21 protein-coding genes are annotated in these 17787 nt (G+C 45.5%); 15 read left to right on the plus strand and 6 right to left on the minus strand.

Translation table 11 applies throughout. From position 1 onward, the window contains the following. Nucleotides 1-17: 17 nt before the first annotated feature. Nucleotides 18-221 carry a photosystem II reaction center phosphoprotein PsbH gene (gene psbH, locus QUB56_RS23790; RefSeq protein ID WP_006633692.1) on the minus strand — a complete coding sequence of 68 codons (204 nt, stop codon included), beginning with the start codon at nucleotides 219-221 and terminating at the stop codon, nucleotides 18-20. 212 nt (nucleotides 222-433) lie between these two features. Here psbH and psbN point away from each other — a divergent pair, with 212 nt between their 5' ends. The 13 genes from psbN (at nucleotide 434) to QUB56_RS23855 (ending at nucleotide 11420) form a co-directional block, all read left to right on the plus strand. Continuing rightward, the gene (psbN, locus tag QUB56_RS23795; protein WP_332958587.1) at nucleotides 434-565 is read left to right on the plus strand and encodes a photosystem II reaction center protein PsbN; all 132 of its coding nucleotides are present in this window, start codon (nucleotides 434-436) and stop codon (nucleotides 563-565) included. Continuing rightward, a complete protein-coding gene (locus tag QUB56_RS23800) occupies nucleotides 546-743 on the plus strand; it encodes a hypothetical protein (RefSeq protein WP_332958588.1) in 198 nt (65 codons plus the stop codon). Before psbN ends, QUB56_RS23800 begins: the two co-directional genes overlap by 20 nt. Before the next feature lie 248 nt (nucleotides 744-991). Beyond that, on the plus strand, nucleotides 992-2092 hold the full coding sequence (aroC, locus tag QUB56_RS23805) for a chorismate synthase (RefSeq protein WP_332958589.1): 1101 nt from the start codon (nucleotides 992-994) through the stop codon (nucleotides 2090-2092). A 1-nt stretch (nucleotide 2093) separates the two neighbouring features. Next, complete coding sequence (locus tag QUB56_RS23810) at nucleotides 2094-3005, plus strand: MBL fold metallo-hydrolase (protein ID WP_172189691.1); 912 nt, start codon at nucleotides 2094-2096, stop codon at nucleotides 3003-3005. Nucleotides 3006-3396: 391 nt separating this feature from the next. Further along, a complete protein-coding gene (locus QUB56_RS23815) occupies nucleotides 3397-4323 on the plus strand; it encodes an RNA-guided endonuclease TnpB family protein (RefSeq protein WP_332958590.1) in 927 nt (308 codons plus the stop codon). 58 nt (nucleotides 4324-4381) lie between these two features. Further along, nucleotides 4382-4513: a zinc ribbon domain-containing protein gene (locus QUB56_RS23820; RefSeq protein ID WP_332958591.1), complete on the plus strand. Its 132-nt coding sequence runs from the start codon at nucleotides 4382-4384 to the stop codon at nucleotides 4511-4513. A 385-nt stretch (nucleotides 4514-4898) separates the two neighbouring features. Further along, on the plus strand, nucleotides 4899-5945 hold the full coding sequence (locus tag QUB56_RS23825) for a hypothetical protein (RefSeq protein WP_332958592.1): 1047 nt from the start codon (nucleotides 4899-4901) through the stop codon (nucleotides 5943-5945). 1072 nt (nucleotides 5946-7017) lie between these two features. After that, nucleotides 7018-7611: a class II aldolase/adducin family protein gene (locus QUB56_RS23830; protein WP_332958593.1), complete on the plus strand. Its 594-nt coding sequence runs from the start codon at nucleotides 7018-7020 to the stop codon at nucleotides 7609-7611. A 267-nt stretch (nucleotides 7612-7878) separates the two neighbouring features. After that, on the plus strand, nucleotides 7879-8433 hold the full coding sequence (locus tag QUB56_RS23835; protein WP_332958594.1) for an Npun_F5560 family protein: 555 nt from the start codon (nucleotides 7879-7881) through the stop codon (nucleotides 8431-8433). Further along, the gene (locus tag QUB56_RS23840; protein WP_332958595.1) at nucleotides 8426-9076 is read left to right on the plus strand and encodes a hypothetical protein; all 651 of its coding nucleotides are present in this window, start codon (nucleotides 8426-8428) and stop codon (nucleotides 9074-9076) included. Before QUB56_RS23835 ends, QUB56_RS23840 begins: the two co-directional genes overlap by 8 nt. A gap of 874 nt (nucleotides 9077-9950) precedes the next feature. Beyond that, nucleotides 9951-10574, plus strand: coding sequence for a DedA family protein (locus tag QUB56_RS23845; protein ID WP_332958596.1), 624 nt, complete (start codon nucleotides 9951-9953; stop codon nucleotides 10572-10574). Between the two features lie 251 nt (nucleotides 10575-10825). Next, a complete protein-coding gene (locus tag QUB56_RS23850) occupies nucleotides 10826-11026 on the plus strand; it encodes a hypothetical protein (RefSeq protein WP_332958597.1) in 201 nt (66 codons plus the stop codon). Next, entirely contained in the window at nucleotides 11010-11420 is a 411-nt protein-coding gene (locus QUB56_RS23855) for a hypothetical protein (RefSeq protein WP_332958599.1), read from the plus strand. Before QUB56_RS23850 ends, QUB56_RS23855 begins: the two co-directional genes overlap by 17 nt. A gap of 120 nt (nucleotides 11421-11540) precedes the next feature. Here the strand turns inward: QUB56_RS23855 and QUB56_RS23860 are convergent, their stop codons facing one another. Both QUB56_RS23860 and QUB56_RS23865 read right to left on the minus strand, forming a co-directional pair. Further along, entirely contained in the window at nucleotides 11541-12503 is a 963-nt protein-coding gene (locus QUB56_RS23860) for a hypothetical protein (RefSeq protein ID WP_332958601.1), read from the minus strand. Nucleotides 12504-12673: 170 nt separating this feature from the next. Beyond that, complete coding sequence (locus QUB56_RS23865; RefSeq protein WP_332958602.1) at nucleotides 12674-13114, minus strand: hypothetical protein; 441 nt, start codon at nucleotides 13112-13114, stop codon at nucleotides 12674-12676. A 159-nt stretch (nucleotides 13115-13273) separates the two neighbouring features. Here QUB56_RS23865 and QUB56_RS23870 point away from each other — a divergent pair, with 159 nt between their 5' ends. Then, nucleotides 13274-14053, plus strand: a complete 780-nt coding sequence (locus tag QUB56_RS23870) for a pentapeptide repeat-containing protein (RefSeq protein WP_332958603.1) — start codon at nucleotides 13274-13276, stop codon at nucleotides 14051-14053. 16 nt (nucleotides 14054-14069) lie between these two features. Here the strand turns inward: QUB56_RS23870 and QUB56_RS23875 are convergent, their stop codons facing one another. The 3 genes from QUB56_RS23875 to QUB56_RS23885 all read right to left on the minus strand — a co-directional run bounded on the left by QUB56_RS23875 (nucleotide 14070) and on the right by QUB56_RS23885 (nucleotide 16082). Then, on the minus strand, nucleotides 14070-14414 hold the full coding sequence (locus QUB56_RS23875) for a type II toxin-antitoxin system RelE/ParE family toxin (RefSeq protein WP_332958605.1): 345 nt from the start codon (nucleotides 14412-14414) through the stop codon (nucleotides 14070-14072). A gap of 12 nt (nucleotides 14415-14426) precedes the next feature. Then, complete coding sequence (locus QUB56_RS23880) at nucleotides 14427-14705, minus strand: type II toxin-antitoxin system Phd/YefM family antitoxin (RefSeq protein ID WP_332958606.1); 279 nt, start codon at nucleotides 14703-14705, stop codon at nucleotides 14427-14429. 174 nt (nucleotides 14706-14879) lie between these two features. Then, complete coding sequence (locus tag QUB56_RS23885) at nucleotides 14880-16082, minus strand: argininosuccinate synthase (RefSeq protein WP_332958607.1); 1203 nt, start codon at nucleotides 16080-16082, stop codon at nucleotides 14880-14882. 381 nt (nucleotides 16083-16463) lie between these two features. On the opposite strand from QUB56_RS23885, the gene QUB56_RS23890 reads away from it, so the two are divergent. Continuing rightward, a complete protein-coding gene (locus tag QUB56_RS23890; protein ID WP_332958608.1) occupies nucleotides 16464-17402 on the plus strand; it encodes a glycosyltransferase in 939 nt (312 codons plus the stop codon). Nucleotides 17403-17787: the final 385 nt, after the last annotated feature.

Consider the following 17787-nt stretch of genomic DNA (forward strand, 5'->3'; position numbering starts at 1 on the left):
TGTTTTGCGATCAAATTTTAGCGGCCGAGACTCGACCAATCCACATCCACATTCTCCAGAATCAGCGAAGAGTTGTAGATTTGCAAAATAATCAACAAGAACACGAAAAACAGTCCAATGAACACGCTCATCAATAGCGTGGTTCCCCAGCCGGGGGCTACCTTGCCGTATTCTGAGTTAAGGGGTTTGAGTATATCTCCTAACCAAGTCCGTTGTGCCATAAGTCACCTGCAATGAATCTCTACAGAAAAGTTTGACATATTTCTACCGCTAATTGCGATCGCAATTTCTCAGAAATGCGGCAAGGCGACTGGGATTCGGGGGAGTGGGGGTTGGCTGTCATACCGTAGTGCGCCTAAAATCACTAGACTTTCAGACGGATTGTTATTTTTTGTAATATTATAGAGTGGAGCACTCATAATAGATCAAAAATATGGAACCCGCAGCAGTTCTCGGCATTTCTCTCGGTATGTGTCTGGTGGCAATCACTGGTTTCTCGATATACACGGCTTTCGGTCCTCCCTCTAAGGAATTGAGAGATCCTTTTGAAGAACACGAAGACTAAAGAAGAAGAAAGTTCGGCAACGGAATTGGTAACGGATGGAAGGAAGAAGTCCGAGGGAAGTCGTCCGAGGGAAGTCGTCGGAGGGACTATTTTCACAATTCCCCCCCCCTGGGCCACTCGGACACTCTCCATCGGGGGCAGGCACTCTCGGCATCGCCCCTACAAAACCTCTCTCTGACCGAAAGCATCCAGGATACAAGCCCCCGGATTCATCCGTCCAGAAATAAAAAACCTGTATCCGATGAAACTTGCCCGCCGAATTTATCCGTGGGGTCAATGCTTCAATTCTTTAATCTCAAATCTAAAATCTAAAATCGATAGACTCTCCGAGTCAATGCTATCTTCGTCAAAAACACAGTAAATCTATATTTGAAAAATCTATCTCCCAGTTAAAGTAAAAATTATAAAGTTTCAGGCAAAAGCATAATGGGCAATACCTTTGGGCATTTATTTCGGATATCGACATTTGGGGAATCTCACGGCGGCGGTGTGGGAGTAGTAATTGACGGTTGCCCGCCCCTGGTGTCGATAGACGCATCGTTCATTCAAGCCGAACTAGATCGCCGCCGCCCCGGCCAAAGCAAAATTACGACACCTCGCAAAGAAGCAGATACGTGCGAAATTCTGTCGGGGGTGTTTGAAGGCAAAACTTTGGGAACGCCGATCGCAATTTTAGTCCGGAATCAAGACACTCGCCCCCAAGATTACGGTGAAATGGCGACTACCTACCGCCCTTCCCACGCTGATGCTACCTATGATGCTAAGTACGGAATTCGTAACTGGCAAGGCGGAGGTCGAAGTTCGGCGAGGGAAACAATAGGTAGAGTAGCAGCAGGGGCGATCGCTAAAAAAATTCTCTCTCAAGCAGCAGGAGTCTCCATAGTTGGCTACGTCAAACGCATCAAAGACTTAGAAGGTGTCGCCGACCCGGACACTGTTACCTTAGAACAAGTAGAAAGCAACATCGTCCGCTGTCCAGATGCCGAATGTGCCGAAAGAATGATTGAACTGATCGAAAAAGTTCGCGATAGCGGAGATTCGATCGGCGGTGTAGTCGAATGCGTCGCCCGCAACGTACCCAAAGGGCTGGGAATGCCCGTATTCGACAAACTCGAAGCCGACTTGGCCAAAGCCATCATGTCCTTGCCCGCCAGCAAAGGCTTTGAAATTGGTTCGGGCTTTGCCGGGACTCGACTCTTGGGCAGCGAACACAATGATGAATACTATACTGATGAACAGGGGGCAATTCGTACAGTGACGAATCGCTCCGGTGGAATTCAGGGTGGCATTGCTAACGGTGAAAATATCATTTTGCGGGCGGCCTTCAAGCCAACTGCGACAATTCGCCAGCAGCAGCGTACAGTAACCCGAGAGGGATCAGAAACGCTTCTGGCTGCAAAAGGACGGCACGACCCTTGCGTTTTGCCAAGAGCTGTGCCAATGGTGGAAGCAATGGTAGCTTTAGTGTTGTGCGACCATCTGCTGCGCCATCACGGACAATGTGGAACCTTAAAGCCTGAATTTTAAAATGGAAATCAGCTTGTCCTCTGTAGCGGCAACTCCCGTTGATTGCCCTCAACCCTCCGAAGCAATAAAAGGTATAGATGATTTTGTAGTACAGTTCTGGGGCGTGCGGGGCAGTGTGCCGACACCCGGAGAGGAAACAGTTCGCTACGGTGGCAATACTTCTTGTTTGGAAATGCGAGTTGGTGGAAAACGCTTGATTTTTGACGGCGGAACTGGCTTGCGGATGCTGGGAGACCAGTTGGTGCAAGAAATGCCCGTGCAAGCTTATATGTTTTTTACTCACTATCACTGGGATCACATTCAAGGATTCCCGCTGTTCGCCCCAGCTTTTATTCGGGGCAATAGCTTTGATATTTACGGGGCGACTCCGCCGGATGGAGAGTGCATGAAAAGGCACTTTGTGGAACGGGTGCTGCACTCGAATTCGCCGGTGCCGCTGATGGGTTTGCAGGCAGATTTGAATTTCTACGAACTCAATCACAACCAGACGATGATGCTGGATGATATTGAGATTAGGACGGGTTCTCTGAATCACCCCAATACTGCTATGGGATATCGGGTGACTTGGCAGGGACGATCTGTTGTTTACTGTTCGGATACCGAACATTTTCCCGATCGGCTAGATGAGAATGTCTACAATTTAGCCCTCGACGCTGACGTGCTCATTTACGACGCGATGTACACAGACGAGGAATATCACAACCCCAAGTCTCCGAAGGTGGGTTGGGGACATTCGACTTGGCAGGAAGCCGTGAGAATGGCTAAGGAGGCCCGGGTGAAACGAGTGGTGATTTTTCACCACGATCCGGCTCACACTGACGATTTTCTCGATCGCATCGCCGAAGACGTGCAAATCGCTTTTCCGAAGGCTGTCATGGCCCGCGAGGGTCTGATTTTGCCGATCGGCTTCTGAACCTTCCCCCTTGTGAGCTCGATCGAACCATCAACCGATCGAACCATAATTGTTATGTGAATATGTGGATCTGGTCTCGCGCCCAGATTCACAATTTTTTTTAATATGCAGCAAACTCTTAACCGCATGGTATAATTCTTGATTGTTAAGTTTTTAGGCAGAGTATTTAAGGTTTTTTTTATTGTTCAACCGCGTCCCCAAGACGCCAAGACGTAAGATAATTGGAGTGCAACTAAATCGCCAAATACTTTGCTAAACTTACTCATAGTTAATCTTTACAGGAATTTTTCCCTGTGGAAAGTTGCCGATTTGGGAAAATTAGTTGGAGTGTTAAATAAGTCGAGGCATCGAAACTGTACCCCATCAAACACAACTTTAGGTAGGTCTAAGTATGTTTGCTATCAAACGAGCACTCAAATTAAATAATAGAGAAGCGACCTTGATGGCGAAACACGCAGGATTGAGGCGGGTTGTCTTCTCCCTGGGATTGAGTCTTCGGACTCAGAGGCATGGCAGCGTCAAGCTTTCCGACTCGAAAGTGATTAACGATCTCAATAAAGTTTTGACAAATCCTATCAAAAAACAACCGGGATTTGCTGGAATGAATCAATTGTCTAGCCGAGTATACCAAAACGCATTAATTGATTTAAAAGATGCTTTTAATCGGTATCGCTCATCCAAGTGGGGCCATCCCACATTCGCTAGTCGTCTAGATGGTCAATCATTTACAGTAGATTCGTCCAGCCCTCTTGTTGTAATGAATGCAGGGAATAGGATTAAGATTCCTACACTAGGGACATTCCAACGTCATGAACCACTGGCAGGTGGTTTTGTTGCCCAGACTTTTGCCATATCAAAAGAAGGAAGTCGTTGGTTTGTCTCATTCTGTGTTGATGCGGAACGCTTACCAGTCCAGCAACTTCAGGAATCTGTAGGTAGAGATTTGGGAATTAGAGCCTTTGCTACCCTCAGCGAAGCCGAAGGGTCAAACCATCAAGTTTTTGATGCACCCAAGCCGTTAAAGCAAGCGAAAACCAAGCTAGCAATATTACAACGTAAAGCTTCAAGACAAGGAAAAGGCTCTAAGAACCAGCGCAAAACCTACAATAACATTAGTCGGATTCACTCGCGGATAGCGGGCATTCGTAAGGAGTTTTTACGGAAGTTGACAACTCGCACAGTTAAAAATTTTAAACTGATTAAGATTGGAGACTTGAGTGTGAAAAGGATGATGGCTAATCATAAACTTAGCTGGGCAAGCTCTGACCTTGGCTTTTATGAATTCAGGCGTCAACTTGAATATAAGTGCAAGATGTAGGGAGCGAATTTAGTGCTGGTAGCTCGAGGGTTTCCTAGCTCTAAAACTTGCTCAAACTGTGGCAGCAAGCAAGATATGCCACCCTCGCATTAGGACTTACGATTGTCCTGATTGTGGCAGATCGATGGACCGTGATTTGAACGCCAGTATCAACATTTTGAACTGGGAACCCTCCGCGATCGGGGGATAGCCTACTTATCTTGGGATAGCCGACTACCCAACAGCGTAGGAATTAAACACTAATTATCTAAAGAAAACTTTGGGTAAGTTTAGAGAGGTTTTATGAAGCAGGATTGCCAAGGGCGAAAAGGTGACAGTTTTGAATGTCAACAAACACGGCGAGGCGAGGAGATCGCAGGCCTGAGTGCTAGTCTGATGCCAGTAGACTTCCAGAAGCCTTGTTACAGATTAATTATTAAGCACAAAAACTGAAGTTATAGCTCCGATCAAATAAAAGCGCGATCAGTTGTTTCGGCTCATGAATATTGACAACTCTGAAAAGCTAATAGCTTTTCGCTACAAGCTGAGAAATTTTTCAGCAGTCAATTTGACTAACAAGAAAGAAACGATCGCTCTTGGGTTTGACAGTAGCAGCAGCAAGCGAACGTTATGACTTGACTATCAAAATGGGAAATTTACGTTTTAGATCTTCAGCAAATCAATACAGATGGATTGCCTTAGGCAGTTTTGCTGTAATTATGGGTATTTCAGGCGCCCTGGCCTACCGCCTCGCCCCGCCCCCCGGATTCATGGCTCAAGGCACTCTCACTTCTAATAATCCGCCAGTCAAATTTTCGACCACTGGCACGACAATTCTCAAGCAGGGAGAGCAACTTACCCCGGAGGTTCTCCTAGCAGATAATGTGGTCAAAGCAGTGGCAGATGCAGTTAAGCTACCGCCCCAGCAAGTTCGACAAAATGCTAGTGTCAAAATTTCTAAGCCGGAACAACCCCTAGAGATTGTTGTTGGTTATCGCTCGCCCGATCAGCAGCAAGCAATCCAAACGGCGGATATGTTGATGAAGGGCATGGTTGAAAAAAGCCGCCTGATTAACAGATATCGGTGGCAATCTGTCAATCAGTCGCTCAACCAACGCTTGGCACAAGTCACTCAAGACCTGAAACAAGCTCAGCAAAAACTCGACCAATACGAAAGAGAGCGCGCTCGCCTGTTGCAGCAAATGAAGCTACAGCAAGACTTTTACAACAAAACTCAGCTTGCAATGGCGGATACGCAAGCGTCGGAAAAAGAAATGGTCAGCAGTTTCGCCACCGCTACAGCGCCACAAATTGTGGCGACGCCCACGAGCGATCCGACAGTGCCTCTGATTTTGGGAATTGGCCTGCTGTTGGCGATTTTGGTCAGTCGCGGTTTGATTCCTTCGGTGGCGGATTGGAGATACAAAGCCGCTTTTCAACGAGAAGAGAGCGACAGGCTCCAAAGTGCTTTGTACCGACTGATCAAAGAAGGTCGCGGCGAAATCACTCTGGTGCGGTTTGCGATGGAGACGCGGCTGTCGCCTGATGTCGCTCAGCGTTTTTTGAACGAACAAGCTGAAGTTTTTAATGCCAATTGCGAAATTAAAGACGACGGCAGCATCTTGTATCACTTCCACATTTAAAGGGCTGCGGGCGATCGCGCTCCACAGAAGATTTTAGCCGATCGGGCCATCACTGCTCGATCGGCTTGTTTTTTGATTAATAGGGCTTATCTGCTTTGTAAAACTTATCTAAACTTATCCACAATCCTCTTTAGATAAATTACTGTTTACTGACAACGCTGTTGGGTAGACGGCTCATCCCAAGATAAGTAAGCTATCCCCCGAGCGCCAAACGTTCTCAACTAAAGAGAACACTGCCTGCGATCGGTAGTCAACTTACCTAAAGTAAATAAGTATAGTCAAGTAAGGATAACTTTTTGCCACTTAAGTCTTACTCAAATTTGGTCGATCGACCATCCCGCTCTCGGTCAGCGCGGCTTTACTGGATCTATAACTGATTCTACTACTAGAGATTTTGGTGAACCCGCCGACGCGAGCTGGCGTTGCGGTGATTTTACCCGACATGATATTACGCTCATCAACCCAGTTGATGAGCTTGTAGGGTGCCCCGGAGCTAAAAATTGCTCGCTCGACAGAGGTGTGGACGACCGTAGATCGCCCGATTTTGCAAGTTTTGTCCAAGACTGGCTAATAAATATTTTATTTTTTTATTCCGCTCGCTTAAATATATGTATAATCATAAAGATAATTAAAGGAAGGGTTGCTTTTTAACTAAGTTACGTGGTAAAGAGGTACTTGATAGTTAAGTCATTCTTAAGCCGTAAATCAGCTCAGTATAAATAAATTAGTCTAGAGCGATAACTTGTTCAGGGATGTGATGTAGTTTCACCTCAGAAACTCGATCGGGCAAGAGCCTGGAACCAAACTCCCCTACTGAAACCGTGCGTTTTCAAATAGAACTTTTGCAATTACCTAGAGGCCTTACCCTGATGTTGGGAATAATTTGTTCTTCTTTCGTAGCTTACTTTTTGCTAATGTCGATCGCTAATTACGGCGACAATGGACTGTAGGGGAGTTTTCTCACTCATGCACGCCCGACATAAAGCAGCAGGCAAAAAAAAGCAGTTTGACAACTTCGATTAAGCCTTAGCTTGGGCAGTGTGAGTCGTGTCCGCGATCGGCAGGAAAATAGATGGATGAAGGAGTCGTTAAGTACCGCTGTGACTGGGAAGAGGCAGACCCTGTAGCAGCCGGGAACATAGCAGATTTGATGACCTGGCGCGAAAGGCTCCACTCTTGGGGATTAATTGGCGTATACGAAAATGGCATCGGGTTTGGGAACGTCAGCGTCAGGCTCGGCAATTCTTGCCAATTCGTAATTTCGGGAACCCAGACTGCACACTTGAGGGATATGGGACCAGAATCCTACTGTACTGTTACCGAATTTAACTTAGAACAAAATTTCCTCGGCTGCCGGGGCCCCGTACAAGCTTCGTCGGAGTCCCTGACTCACGCTGCCCTGTACCTTCACAGAGAGGATGTGGGCGGGATAATTCACGTCCACAACCCTAAGCTATGGCAGCAACTGCTGTTTAAGATTCCTACTACTAGAAAAGAAATACCTTACGGCACTCCCCAGATGGCCTTAGAAATGTTTAGACTTTTTGAGGAGGAGAATTTGGCCGATCGCAAAATTCTGGCGATGGCCGGTCACGAGGACGGCATTATCTGTTTTGGCCGCACCTTGGACGAAGCTGGCAAAGTGCTTTCGGCTGTGATTGGTTAGACCTGAGATCTGGCAATATTCTCAGAAAAAGCTAAGAAACCTGGTTTATTGACAAAAAACCGAGGATTTGAGGTCGGTGTGTGGCAAGAAACTAAGATGATGACGTGGATGCTTGATGTGAGTTAGACTGAGCTTTACCGCGGACATCTGGCCGAAGAGCTCGATTTAGCGTAACGGGTTCCAAACTTTTGAACTGACTCTTGCCTCTGCGGTAAGGGAAAGATATTTTTAAAGAAACACATTCTATAGTAAAAGCTGAGAGTCATCGTGAACCAGAGTAAACTTGTAAGCTCAAAAGAACTGCAATCAGAGGTATCTCGTCTCACCGAAGAGCTGCAAATGCGCGACCAATTGGTGCAGCAGTTGTCTCAAGAACTTTTCAGGCTGGTGAAGGGAAATTCGAGTTTTGTGCCGCCGCCGTCCGTTTCCGATCGCAACCAGGCTCAATTGCAGGCAATGCGGGAACAACTCCAAGCTGTTGAAGAACAGGTGAGTTTTTATCAAGAACAAATCGCGGAACGGGATGCTGAGGTTTACCAACTGCGGCAGTCGGTGCAAGAATTGACCGATCGCTCTCGGATGCTAGAACAAGTGGTTCAGGAATTGCCGGGGGTTTACCGCCAGAAGTTTGCCGAGCGGATCGAGCCGATTAAGGAAAAATTGGATCAGCTGCAAAAGGAAAATCGCCAGTTGCACACAGAGTTGCAAAGCGTAACTTACCGTCTCGCTGTGCGCAGCCGCAAGGCTAAGGGCTTGGATTTGCCCAGCGTCGATGAAACGGACGATCGCGGCATTCAAATGCCGAGCTTTGGCAATGTCTGAGGTTTTGATTGTCGCGGGCGGCGAGAAAGGCCCGGCCGCAAGTCTCAAGGCTGCGATCGCTCAATCTAATCCTTTAACTCAAGTCAATATCTGTGGGGTTTCTGAACTCAATTCTGGCGCGATCTCACCGGGTGATGCGCTCGTTTGTCCTTTGACGCTGGATCTGCCAGAAAATCTGGTTTTTCCGGCTCAAGATGTGTTTCGATTTTGCGGCAATGTTTCGGCGGCGCGCGATCGAGTGGCTCAGGAGTTGCTTTTTCCCGTCGGCGAGGGCAATTTTTGGCTGCCTGTGGTGTTGACGGCAAAGGGGCCACTGTATGCTGAGGCGATCGGTGCTGCTGCTTCTAAGCAGTCTGGCGCCTTGAGTTACTCTCAACCGGTGCATTTGTCGGATCTTTGGCGGCAGCAGTTGTATGAGTTGGCTTACGGCTTGCTGAATCTTTTAAATGCGCCGCCGACGACTTATTTGATGCAGTTCGGCTTCCTAGGGGAAAGGATTTGTTTCGATCGACTTTGGCCTTTTCCGGCTGCACCTGCGATCGCTTCTGTCGGCGTTCAACTGCCGGATTTGTTTCTCTGTCATTGGTATTGCTTGACAAATCAGCCTATTTATGATATTCAAATTTGCTCTGCGGTTACTTGAAGTCTATAGGAAATTTGAGATTTGAGATTTGCTCTCTGGAGATGATTTTTTTCAAGCAACTACAGCCGGAGTTTCAGCGGAGATAATTTGGTCGAAACTGTCGAAGATTTCCCAGAGTTAGTAGAGTTGAGTAATTTTAAATATTAGCTTGACTGTTGCCCAGAGGTTGCAGTTGACGACGCGGCATCCCCGGTGGCGGAGGGCGTTGAGTCCGCCGACTAAGGAATGAGAATTAAATAACTTACAATTTGATGGTTCTTGTGGGATGGGCGTCCCGCCCGTCTTTTCTGGACGGGCGGGACGCCCATCCCACTTTCAAGAGTGTAAATTATTTAATTCGCGATCCTAAGGGGCAGAGCCCGGAAGTGTCGATAAAATCTACGGCGGCCATGTCTATTACCCAGAGTTTGTGGCATCGGACACAATCTCGGCTAGCTGTTGCAGGAGGAGGCTGCGGGCTTGGGAGTCGAGGCAGTTTTGAGGCTAAAGGATGATGTGTTGCTTGAAGTTGGAAAATTCCATAGCAGTTATCCTACGATCGTAAAGTATGAATAAGTGAGTTGAGTTGCTGATTCTGTTGAAAGAATCAGGGGATTTCAGCTAAGGTTTGAGGAAGGACGATCGCCCGAGGTGGGAATCGGTGGGGAGAGCCGTTGTGATAAATTTAGTAGGAAAACTGACCGCGCGATCGCGCGCAAGGCAACCGCAACAATTCTCTATTAATCTAGTATCCCTGAAAGGCTGATTTTTAGTTGGCAAGCGCGATCGCCAATCTAATGGGTTTTTCCTCACAGCGAAAGATTGCAGTATTGCCTGAATCAAGCCAATATATAAAAGTATTGAGCTTTGCAAAAGTTTACGAAGGCAGCATCCAATGTCTTTTGAGTTTTTATCGCTAGAGACTATTCAGAAATTTGCCCATGATTACGGCTATTGGGCAATATTTCTGGGCATTTTACTGGAAAATCTGGGAATTCCTCTCCCAGGTGAGACTATTACGATTGCTGGCGGGTTTTTAGCTGGTAGCGGGGAACTGAATTACTGGTTTGTGCTCGCCAGTGCGATCGGCGGTGCGACTGTGGGCGGAAATTTCGGTTATGCGATCGGCAGATACGGCGGCTGGCCACTGCTGCTGAAGCTGGGAAAATTTTTCCGCTTTCAGGAAGAAAAACTGTTTGACTTAAAAGCACAGTTTAGCCAAAATGCAGCTAAAGCTGTATTTTTGGGCCGTTTCATTGCACTGCTGCGAATTTTTGCTAGCCCCCTAGCGGGTATTGCAGAAATGCCTTTTTGGAAATTTTCGCTGTTCAACATTCTCGGTGCTGCCAGTTGGGCATCTGTAATGGTTAGTTTATCCTACTTCTTGGGACAAGTTGTGTCTTTGGAGAAGTTGGTAGCTTGGGCTGCTCAATTTGCGGTATTGGCTTTGCTGTTAGCAGTTGCTTGGATTGTAATTCCTATTTGGTTGGAGTCGCGCAATTTGGACAAGACTAAGTAAGATTGGTGCTTAGGCTTTTTGCAAGAGTTCTGGATTTTCTGTTTTTAACCGCAGATGAACGCAAATTAACGCAGATGTTATCTATTTTTGCAAAAAGTCTAATGATTGTCGATCGCCTATTAATAAGTCTGGACTGAAGTCCTCAAAATCATCAAGTTGGTAGGGAGAACTTCTGTCCTCAAACTCATTTGTGACAATTTAAAGAGAAGGCAGTATAACTAGGCTGCGGCGTTCAATTCCAAGGTGGTAAAATGTCCGGAACTGACCCGTCCCAGAAAAAGCGATTTACAAAACCGGCGACCCCTCCAGATAAATGCGCCGAAATGGCTAAAAAATACGGCTGGGATTATCAGAGATTTATTCCTAATAACGACCCTGTTTTGAAGGTAGACTGCGAGTTTGTAGGAGAAGAGATTAACTTTCAGGAGTTGTGGTATGACCACCAAGATTAACTCGATAAAATGCAAGCCAACACTGAAGATTTACCGCACTGACGGTGCACAGGCTGGATGGGAAAAAAGACTCGATGCCATAGGTTCGGGTACTTACTTGCTGCACGAAGAAATGGATTATTCCAGAAACCGAACTCTCCCTAAAATTGGCGATCGCCTGGGAGAGTCTAAACGTTTCGCAGACGGAGAAATTTACCACCGCCAAAGCGATTGGTTAGTCGCAAAAGTACAGTCATATCCTGGTGTTGGCGAAGACTGTGACTGGGATGAAATCATCCTCTGCTACTGCCAGTTTGAGCCAATAGAGTCTAAGTGGGAGAGAGTCGCTACTTTGGAGGAAATTGTAGCGCAACAAGTAGCTAAAGATACGGGTTTGGAGGTAGTTAAGGGTTGAGCGATTCCCTGCGGGATAGCTTCGCACGCGCGTACTTGACAAACCTCGATCGCCCTCTGTCAGAGAATGCTGAGAAAAAGAAGGGCGATCGTAATTATTAGCACATTATATACTGTAGTTTCACGGAGCAGACATAGTAAGAGTGTAATTGGTTTCTCTAGCTTTTAACCGCACAACAACAATGTAATTACCTGCTCCCAACTCTTTTTTAATTATTCCTGGCTTTGAGTTATAAGCAGATATGTATTCCAGAGTATATCCAATTACTTCTGTTTCCTTTCGCTCTGAATATAAAGACATTTCTACTTCGCTATTAACGCCAGTCAAAGACAGACTAATGCTGCTAGGATTGGCTAGTTGGAAGCGGTAAAATTGTTCTCGATTATTTAAGCTAATACTGCCATTCTTGGGGAAAGGTTTTGCGTCCAAATAACCCAAATTTTGAATTAGACTTGTATTGTTAACAATTTGAAGTAAATATTGAGTGTCTCTAGCTTTCATTTTAACAACAGCAATGTAGCTGCCCACACCCAATTCTCTTACAATTCTTCCTGTTTTTGACTTAAAAGCAGATATATTTTCAAGTGTATATTGAATTACTCCAGTGCCATCTTTATCGGAATATAGATAAATTTCAACTTCGCTGTTAACGCCATCTAAAAACAGGCTTATGTTACTGGGATTATCTATCTTAAAACGGTAATGATTCTCTGGATTACTAGATGTGACACTACCAGGAAAGATGCAAGAACCATCGAGAGATCCAATGTTTACGGTACTGCCATTTGGCTCTTTTATGCAAGAGTTATCCTCAGCAGATGGTTTTACAGGGGAAGGAGGTAGTGATGCTGTCGGTGAAGTTCCCTTTGTAGGGAAAGGATTAAGGATAGGCGATGGAGAAGACTCAGGATTTGATTTAGTAGAAGGAGGAGGTGTTGTTTGTGTTGGAAGTGGAAAACGAAGTGACGAACCTACTATTACCAGTGCTATAATTGCTAATATAACCACACCAAATAAACCAATTACTAATTGCCCCATTTTTTCATCACTACCTTTTTGTTTTTTTATAACGCGTGATTTCATTCAGTAGAATGAGGAGGTGTTGTCTGTGTTGGAAGTGACAAACTAAGTGGTGAAGCTACTATTACCAGTGCTATAATTCCTAATATAACCAGACCCAATAAACCAATTACTAACTTGCCCAGATCGTCATCACGATCTTTTTGGATTTTTTGGCTCTCGGGTGGATTCAGTCAGTGGATGTTAATTCCACCATAAACATTCCCCGTAATATTAGTTTTAATTTCTTTAATTTCCTCTGCTATCTTCCCAAAGTTCTGGACACTTGGTGGCTGAGACTGAAGTGCATTCGTCAAAGCTTTAACGTCAGCAGCCAGTTTTGCATCTGTACTTACTGCTGTATCTACTTCCTCCACAGCTTTAGCGACTTCCGGCTCTTTCATGACTGCTTCTAACTCACCAACTGCTTTGCTATAATTTAAGGGCTGCTTTTGAGATAGCTCTATAGCCTTTGCGGTACTTGGCGACTTGATTTTAAGCAGTGATAGCAACTTATCAGCTTTCTCAACGACTAGCTCACCTAGCTTTTCAGTAGCCTTCTCTGTGGCTGTCTCCGTGGCTTTGACTAATACTAAAGTTGCGATCGCCCCGGCTGTCAATGTTACAGGTTCCATATAAAATTCATTAGTTTTTTAAACTATAGCGACTTAATAGCAGCTTCAACAGTGAGAAAAAGTAATAAAAAAGTAATCAAAAAGTAAGATTGGTTCTCTGTTGCGGTACAATCTGTACTAATCCTACCTTAACGCTCCGCTAGTAAGGGAGTTTAACACATGACCGTTGACGAAGCAATAACGATCGCAGAAACAGCCCTCAACTACGATCGCCTCAACAAAATTCAAGAGATAGTGTTTCGTCAATCCTGGGAAGGACAGTCTTATAAAGAAATTGCAGCCAGCACTGAATATGAATATGATTATATCAAAGATGCTGGTGCTAAACTATGGAAACTACTTTCAACAGCACTCGAAGAAAAAGTTAAAAAAGATAATCTCAAATCTGTCTTAAAGCGATATTTACGGCGGAGTCAAGTGAATCTACAGCGAAATCTAACAATAGAAGTCAACCTCAGCGGCGCAAATCTCAGCGGTGCAAACTTAAGTGGCGCTAGATTATTCGCAAACTTAAATGAAGCTGATTATGGTCAAGCAGATTTAAATAAAATAATAACCGCTGAAAGTGAAACTGAATTATCTAACTCCGAAAACGAAATTGACTGGAACGGTTTTTGCTTTCACTCCGACGCACAAGTGAAAATTGCCGAAACGCTCGATCGCACTTCCACCCTCTTCATCCCCAACTCCCAACTCCGACTCGCAACACCCGCAGGGAGACAAAACCAACAAGCTGACTTTCTGATCTTCCACCAAAACAAGCTAGGGATACTGAAAATTGACCGTGAATTATCCCATCCAAACACAACCGAAGATGAAAAGTGCGGGCTTTTGATAGATTCTGGCATCACTCTTGTCAAACATTACGACGCTACCCGATGCAGCGAACAACCGGATCTAGTTGTGCAGGAGTTTTTGGAAATATTGAGTCAGGCATAGGTAGGAAAGAGCGCGATTATTCATCGTCGCTTTCTGACTCTAGCATCATCTCTACTAACAGTCGCATCGTTACTGTGTAAACATCTCGTTTATCTCCTTCTTTGCGCCGTCCTATTCCCACTACTATAACTACCACTTTATCTTGTACAATTTGATAAATAATTCGGTAACGCTGACCTACGGCACGGATGCTTCGATAGCCAGTCAACTCTTCTGATAAAGCTTTCCCTTGCTTTTCTGGCTCGTGCTTAAGTTTCTCCAATCTTGCTAAAAGTAATTGTTGCTCCCGCCGATCTTTAATTTCACCAAATAGTTGCCGCGCTTGTGCAGTCAAAATAACTTGATATTCTACAGGATCCATTTTTCATTGCTGTCAAAGTTTTAAATCTGCTTTTAACTGCTGTAAGTCTATTGTTTCTCCCCTCTGAGCTTGTTGAATCCCGCATCGCAACTGGGCCATAAACTCGCGATCTGAGAGAATTTCTATGGTTTCTAACAGAGACTCAAATTGTTTAAAACTGAGCGCAATGATTGCCGGTTTCCCATCCTTAGTAATGATAGCTGGCTCTGATGCTAAGTCCTCGGGCCACTTTGGCAGTTGTTGTTGCGCTTCTGTAATTGTCAGGTATTTTCGCATATTTGCAGGAGTCAAGTTTTATACTTATTATAGCATGGTTAATCCAGCACAATATCTTCGCTAGCAATCATTTAGCAAATAAGGTGCGCACTGCGCACCCTATTCTTAGCCCGCGCACCATCCGGACTTTCTTTGTGTAGACCCGAATTCGATTTGACAGGTTAACATCGGGTTTTTAATCCGATTTTACTAACCCCTATTTTTCTCCGACCAAATGCGGGTCGGTAGTCCCCAAACATAGACAAACCCTTCGGCCGCCTTGTGGTCGAATTCGTCCTCTGCGCCGTAAGTTGCTAAGTCGAAACTGTACAGCGAATTTTCGGATTTGCGCCCCACAATTGTGGCATTTCCTTTGAATAGTTTGAGTCGCACAGTTCCAGTTACTCGCTTTTGCGTGTCCTGAATAAATGCGTCTAAAGCTGTTTTTAAAGGGTTGTACCAAAGGCCGTTGTAAATCATTTGGCTGTAGGTTTCTTCGATGCCTCGCTTGTATCGCGTTACATCTGCTGTCAGCGTCAAACTTTCTAAGTCCCGGTGCGCGTGCATCAAAACTAAAATCGCTGGTGTTTCGTAAATTTCCCGCGATTTAATCCCGACTACCCGGTTTTCTATCATGTCGATGCGCCCGACTCCATGATTTCCAACTATTTCGTTGAGTTGGGAAATTAAGGCGACTGGTGATAACTCTTTGCCGTTCAAACTGATAGGATTTCCGCACTCGAAACCGATTTCAACATATTCGGGTGTCTCGGGAGTTTTCTCGATCGCCTTTGTCATCAAATACACCTCTTCCGGCGGTTCCGCCCAAGGATCTTCGAGGATTCCGGCTTCAATTGCCATTCCCAATAAGTTGCGATCGATACTGTAAGGCGAAGACTTCTTGACAGGCGACGGAATGCCGCATCTCTCGCCGTATGCGATCGTTTCCTCCCGGCTCATTTTCCACTCCCGCGCTGGTGCTAAAATCTTAATCTTGGGATTTAGCGCGCCGATCGACACATCGAACCGTACCTGATCGTTTCCTTTACCTGTGCAACCGTGGGCGATCGCATCTGCACCGTATTTTTGGGCAGCTTCTACTAACAATTTAGCAATCAGCGGGCGAGCCAGGGCAGTCGAAAGGGGATAACGGTTTTCGTAAAGTGCGTTAGCTTGAATCGCTGGAAACGCATAGTCTTTGACAAATTCTGCGGTAGCATCAATAACTAAAGATTCCGAAGCACCGGATGCTAAAGCTTTTTTGCGGATCGGTTCTAATTCGTCTCCCTGTCCCAAATCCGCGGCCAGAGTAATTACTTCTTCAACACCCCACTCGTTTTTGAGGTAAGGAATGCAGACGGAGGTATCGACTCCGCCGGAATATGCTAGGACAACTTTTTTAGCGCGACTCATTGGTATTTACATCCTGAATTTAACTGACATCTTGCACCCGCTGTGAATCAGCCTTTTAGGGGCGGGTAAGATGCCCACCCCACAATAAAATTAAATTTTTGTGGCACAGGCATCTTGCCTCTTCGGGAGAATAGTGTAAGATGCCTGCCCCACAATAAAATTAAATTTTTGTGGAACAGGCCGGAAAGCCTGTTCTGGAGAATGGTGCAAGATGTGATATTTAACCGACTTTTCATTATGCACCTAATTGAGATCGATTCTTGTCAGAAAGAGTACAGATTTATATATTCTTTTTTTGCTAAACTTTGCTATTTCCCCGAGGAGTTGCTGCGAAAAATCTGCTACCGTGGGATACGGTAACTGTGGCGATGGGGAAAAGCCGTGTTTTTTAGTGTTGTGATTCCGACGTACAATCGTAAACCGATTTTGGCAAAATGTCTACTGGCTTTGGAAAATCAGCAGTTCGGTGAGATTGTCAGAGAGTATGAAGTAATTGTCGTGGACGACGGTTCGACGGACGGGACGCTGGAGTGGTTGGTGGCAAATGCTGACTTGTTGCCTCATGTGCGATCGATCGCCCAATGTCACCAAGGCCCCGCCGCTGCCCGGAATTTGGGCGTTGAAGATGCTAAGGGCGATACGATTATTTTTATTGACAGCGATTTGGTGGTAACGGAGCATTTTTTGCAAGCACATGCAGATGCTTTGCTACAGGGTTACAAAGATACTAATGCGGTTTTTACCTACGGCAGCGTGATTAATACTTGCAATTTCGACAATCCTACTTCGGAACCTTACAAAATAACTGATTTTTCGGCTGCTTATTTTGCTACGGGAAATGTGGGCATCGCCCGCCACTGGCTGCTAGCTGCTGGACTCTTTGACACTCGCTTTCAACTGTACGGATGGGAAGATTTAGAATTGGGTGTCAGGTTGAAAAAATTAGGTTTGAAACTGATTAAATGTCCGGCTGCTGTCGGGTATCACTGGCATCCACCTTTTAGTTTAGAGCAAGTTCCCGGCATGATTGACCGAGAAATTCAGCGCGGGAGAATGGGAGTTTTGTTTTATCAAAAACACCCAAGTTGGGAAGTACGGATGATGATTCAAATGACTTTTTTGCACCAAATACTGTGGGGAGTTTTATCCTTGGGCGGGATGCTGAACGAGCGGACGATGACTCCTTTTTTGCAGTGGTTGATTGACCGAGGCAAGCCGCAGTTAGCTTTAGAAATTGCTCGAATTTTTCTGAATTGGTATAACGTGAAAGCCGTGTACGCCGCTTGCCGGGAATTGCCGGCTCAGACAAAGATACCATAAATCAGCCCGACGGCGCAACTAAAATATAAGATATTCTAGGAGTTTTTCAGAGCGCATTGGTGTCAACTTAAGCTCAAATTTAGTAACGGTATACTGTTTGACAATTATGGGTATATCGCCCTAGCTCTGCTTAAGAAGGGGGGTACAAGAGCGATCGAAGTCCTCATCAATAAGGGAGATGCAAGGGAGCTCAAGAATTGGATATAAACCCGAGAGACAAAGGATTTTAGTTTTAAGTTGACACGAATGGTCAGGGCTGGTTTAGTTGCCGTTTCGAGTAAGTGTATCTACTGAAAAACACAACCCCGAGCCCCCCGGTAAATGCACGCAAAACCGGGTTCTAGACACTGTAAAAGTTTTACTTTTAATAAAAAGTTGCTTGCTT

Source organism: Microcoleus sp. AR_TQ3_B6, from assembly GCF_036702785.1.
In the GTDB taxonomy this organism is placed as follows: Bacteria; Cyanobacteriota; Cyanobacteriia; order Cyanobacteriales; family Microcoleaceae; genus Microcoleus.

Bases quoted from the DNA above. Each gene is read 5' to 3' on its own strand.
- psbH (WP_006633692.1), bottom strand. From the start codon at position 221: ATGGCACAACGGACTTGGTTAGGAGATATACTCAAACCCCTTAACTCA.
- aroC (WP_332958589.1), top strand. From the start codon at position 992: ATGGGCAATACCTTTGGGCATTTATTTCGGATATCGACATTTGGGGAA.
- QUB56_RS23815 (WP_332958590.1), top strand. From the start codon at position 3,397: ATGTTTGCTATCAAACGAGCACTCAAATTAAATAATAGAGAAGCGACC.
- QUB56_RS23855 (WP_332958599.1), top strand. From the start codon at position 11,010: ATGACCACCAAGATTAACTCGATAAAATGCAAGCCAACACTGAAGATT.
- QUB56_RS23870 (WP_332958603.1), top strand. From the start codon at position 13,274: ATGACCGTTGACGAAGCAATAACGATCGCAGAAACAGCCCTCAACTAC.
- QUB56_RS23845 (WP_332958596.1), top strand. From the start codon at position 9,951: ATGTCTTTTGAGTTTTTATCGCTAGAGACTATTCAGAAATTTGCCCAT.
- QUB56_RS23860 (WP_332958601.1), bottom strand. From the start codon at position 12,503: ATGAAATCACGCGTTATAAAAAAACAAAAAGGTAGTGATGAAAAAATG.
- QUB56_RS23875 (WP_332958605.1), bottom strand. From the start codon at position 14,414: ATGGATCCTGTAGAATATCAAGTTATTTTGACTGCACAAGCGCGGCAA.
- QUB56_RS23810 (WP_172189691.1), top strand. From the start codon at position 2,094: ATGGAAATCAGCTTGTCCTCTGTAGCGGCAACTCCCGTTGATTGCCCT.
- psbN (WP_332958587.1), top strand. From the start codon at position 434: ATGGAACCCGCAGCAGTTCTCGGCATTTCTCTCGGTATGTGTCTGGTG.
- QUB56_RS23840 (WP_332958595.1), top strand. From the start codon at position 8,426: ATGTCTGAGGTTTTGATTGTCGCGGGCGGCGAGAAAGGCCCGGCCGCA.
- QUB56_RS23850 (WP_332958597.1), top strand. From the start codon at position 10,826: ATGTCCGGAACTGACCCGTCCCAGAAAAAGCGATTTACAAAACCGGCG.
- QUB56_RS23830 (WP_332958593.1), top strand. From the start codon at position 7,018: ATGGATGAAGGAGTCGTTAAGTACCGCTGTGACTGGGAAGAGGCAGAC.
- QUB56_RS23885 (WP_332958607.1), bottom strand. From the start codon at position 16,082: ATGAGTCGCGCTAAAAAAGTTGTCCTAGCATATTCCGGCGGAGTCGAT.
- QUB56_RS23865 (WP_332958602.1), bottom strand. From the start codon at position 13,114: ATGGAACCTGTAACATTGACAGCCGGGGCGATCGCAACTTTAGTATTA.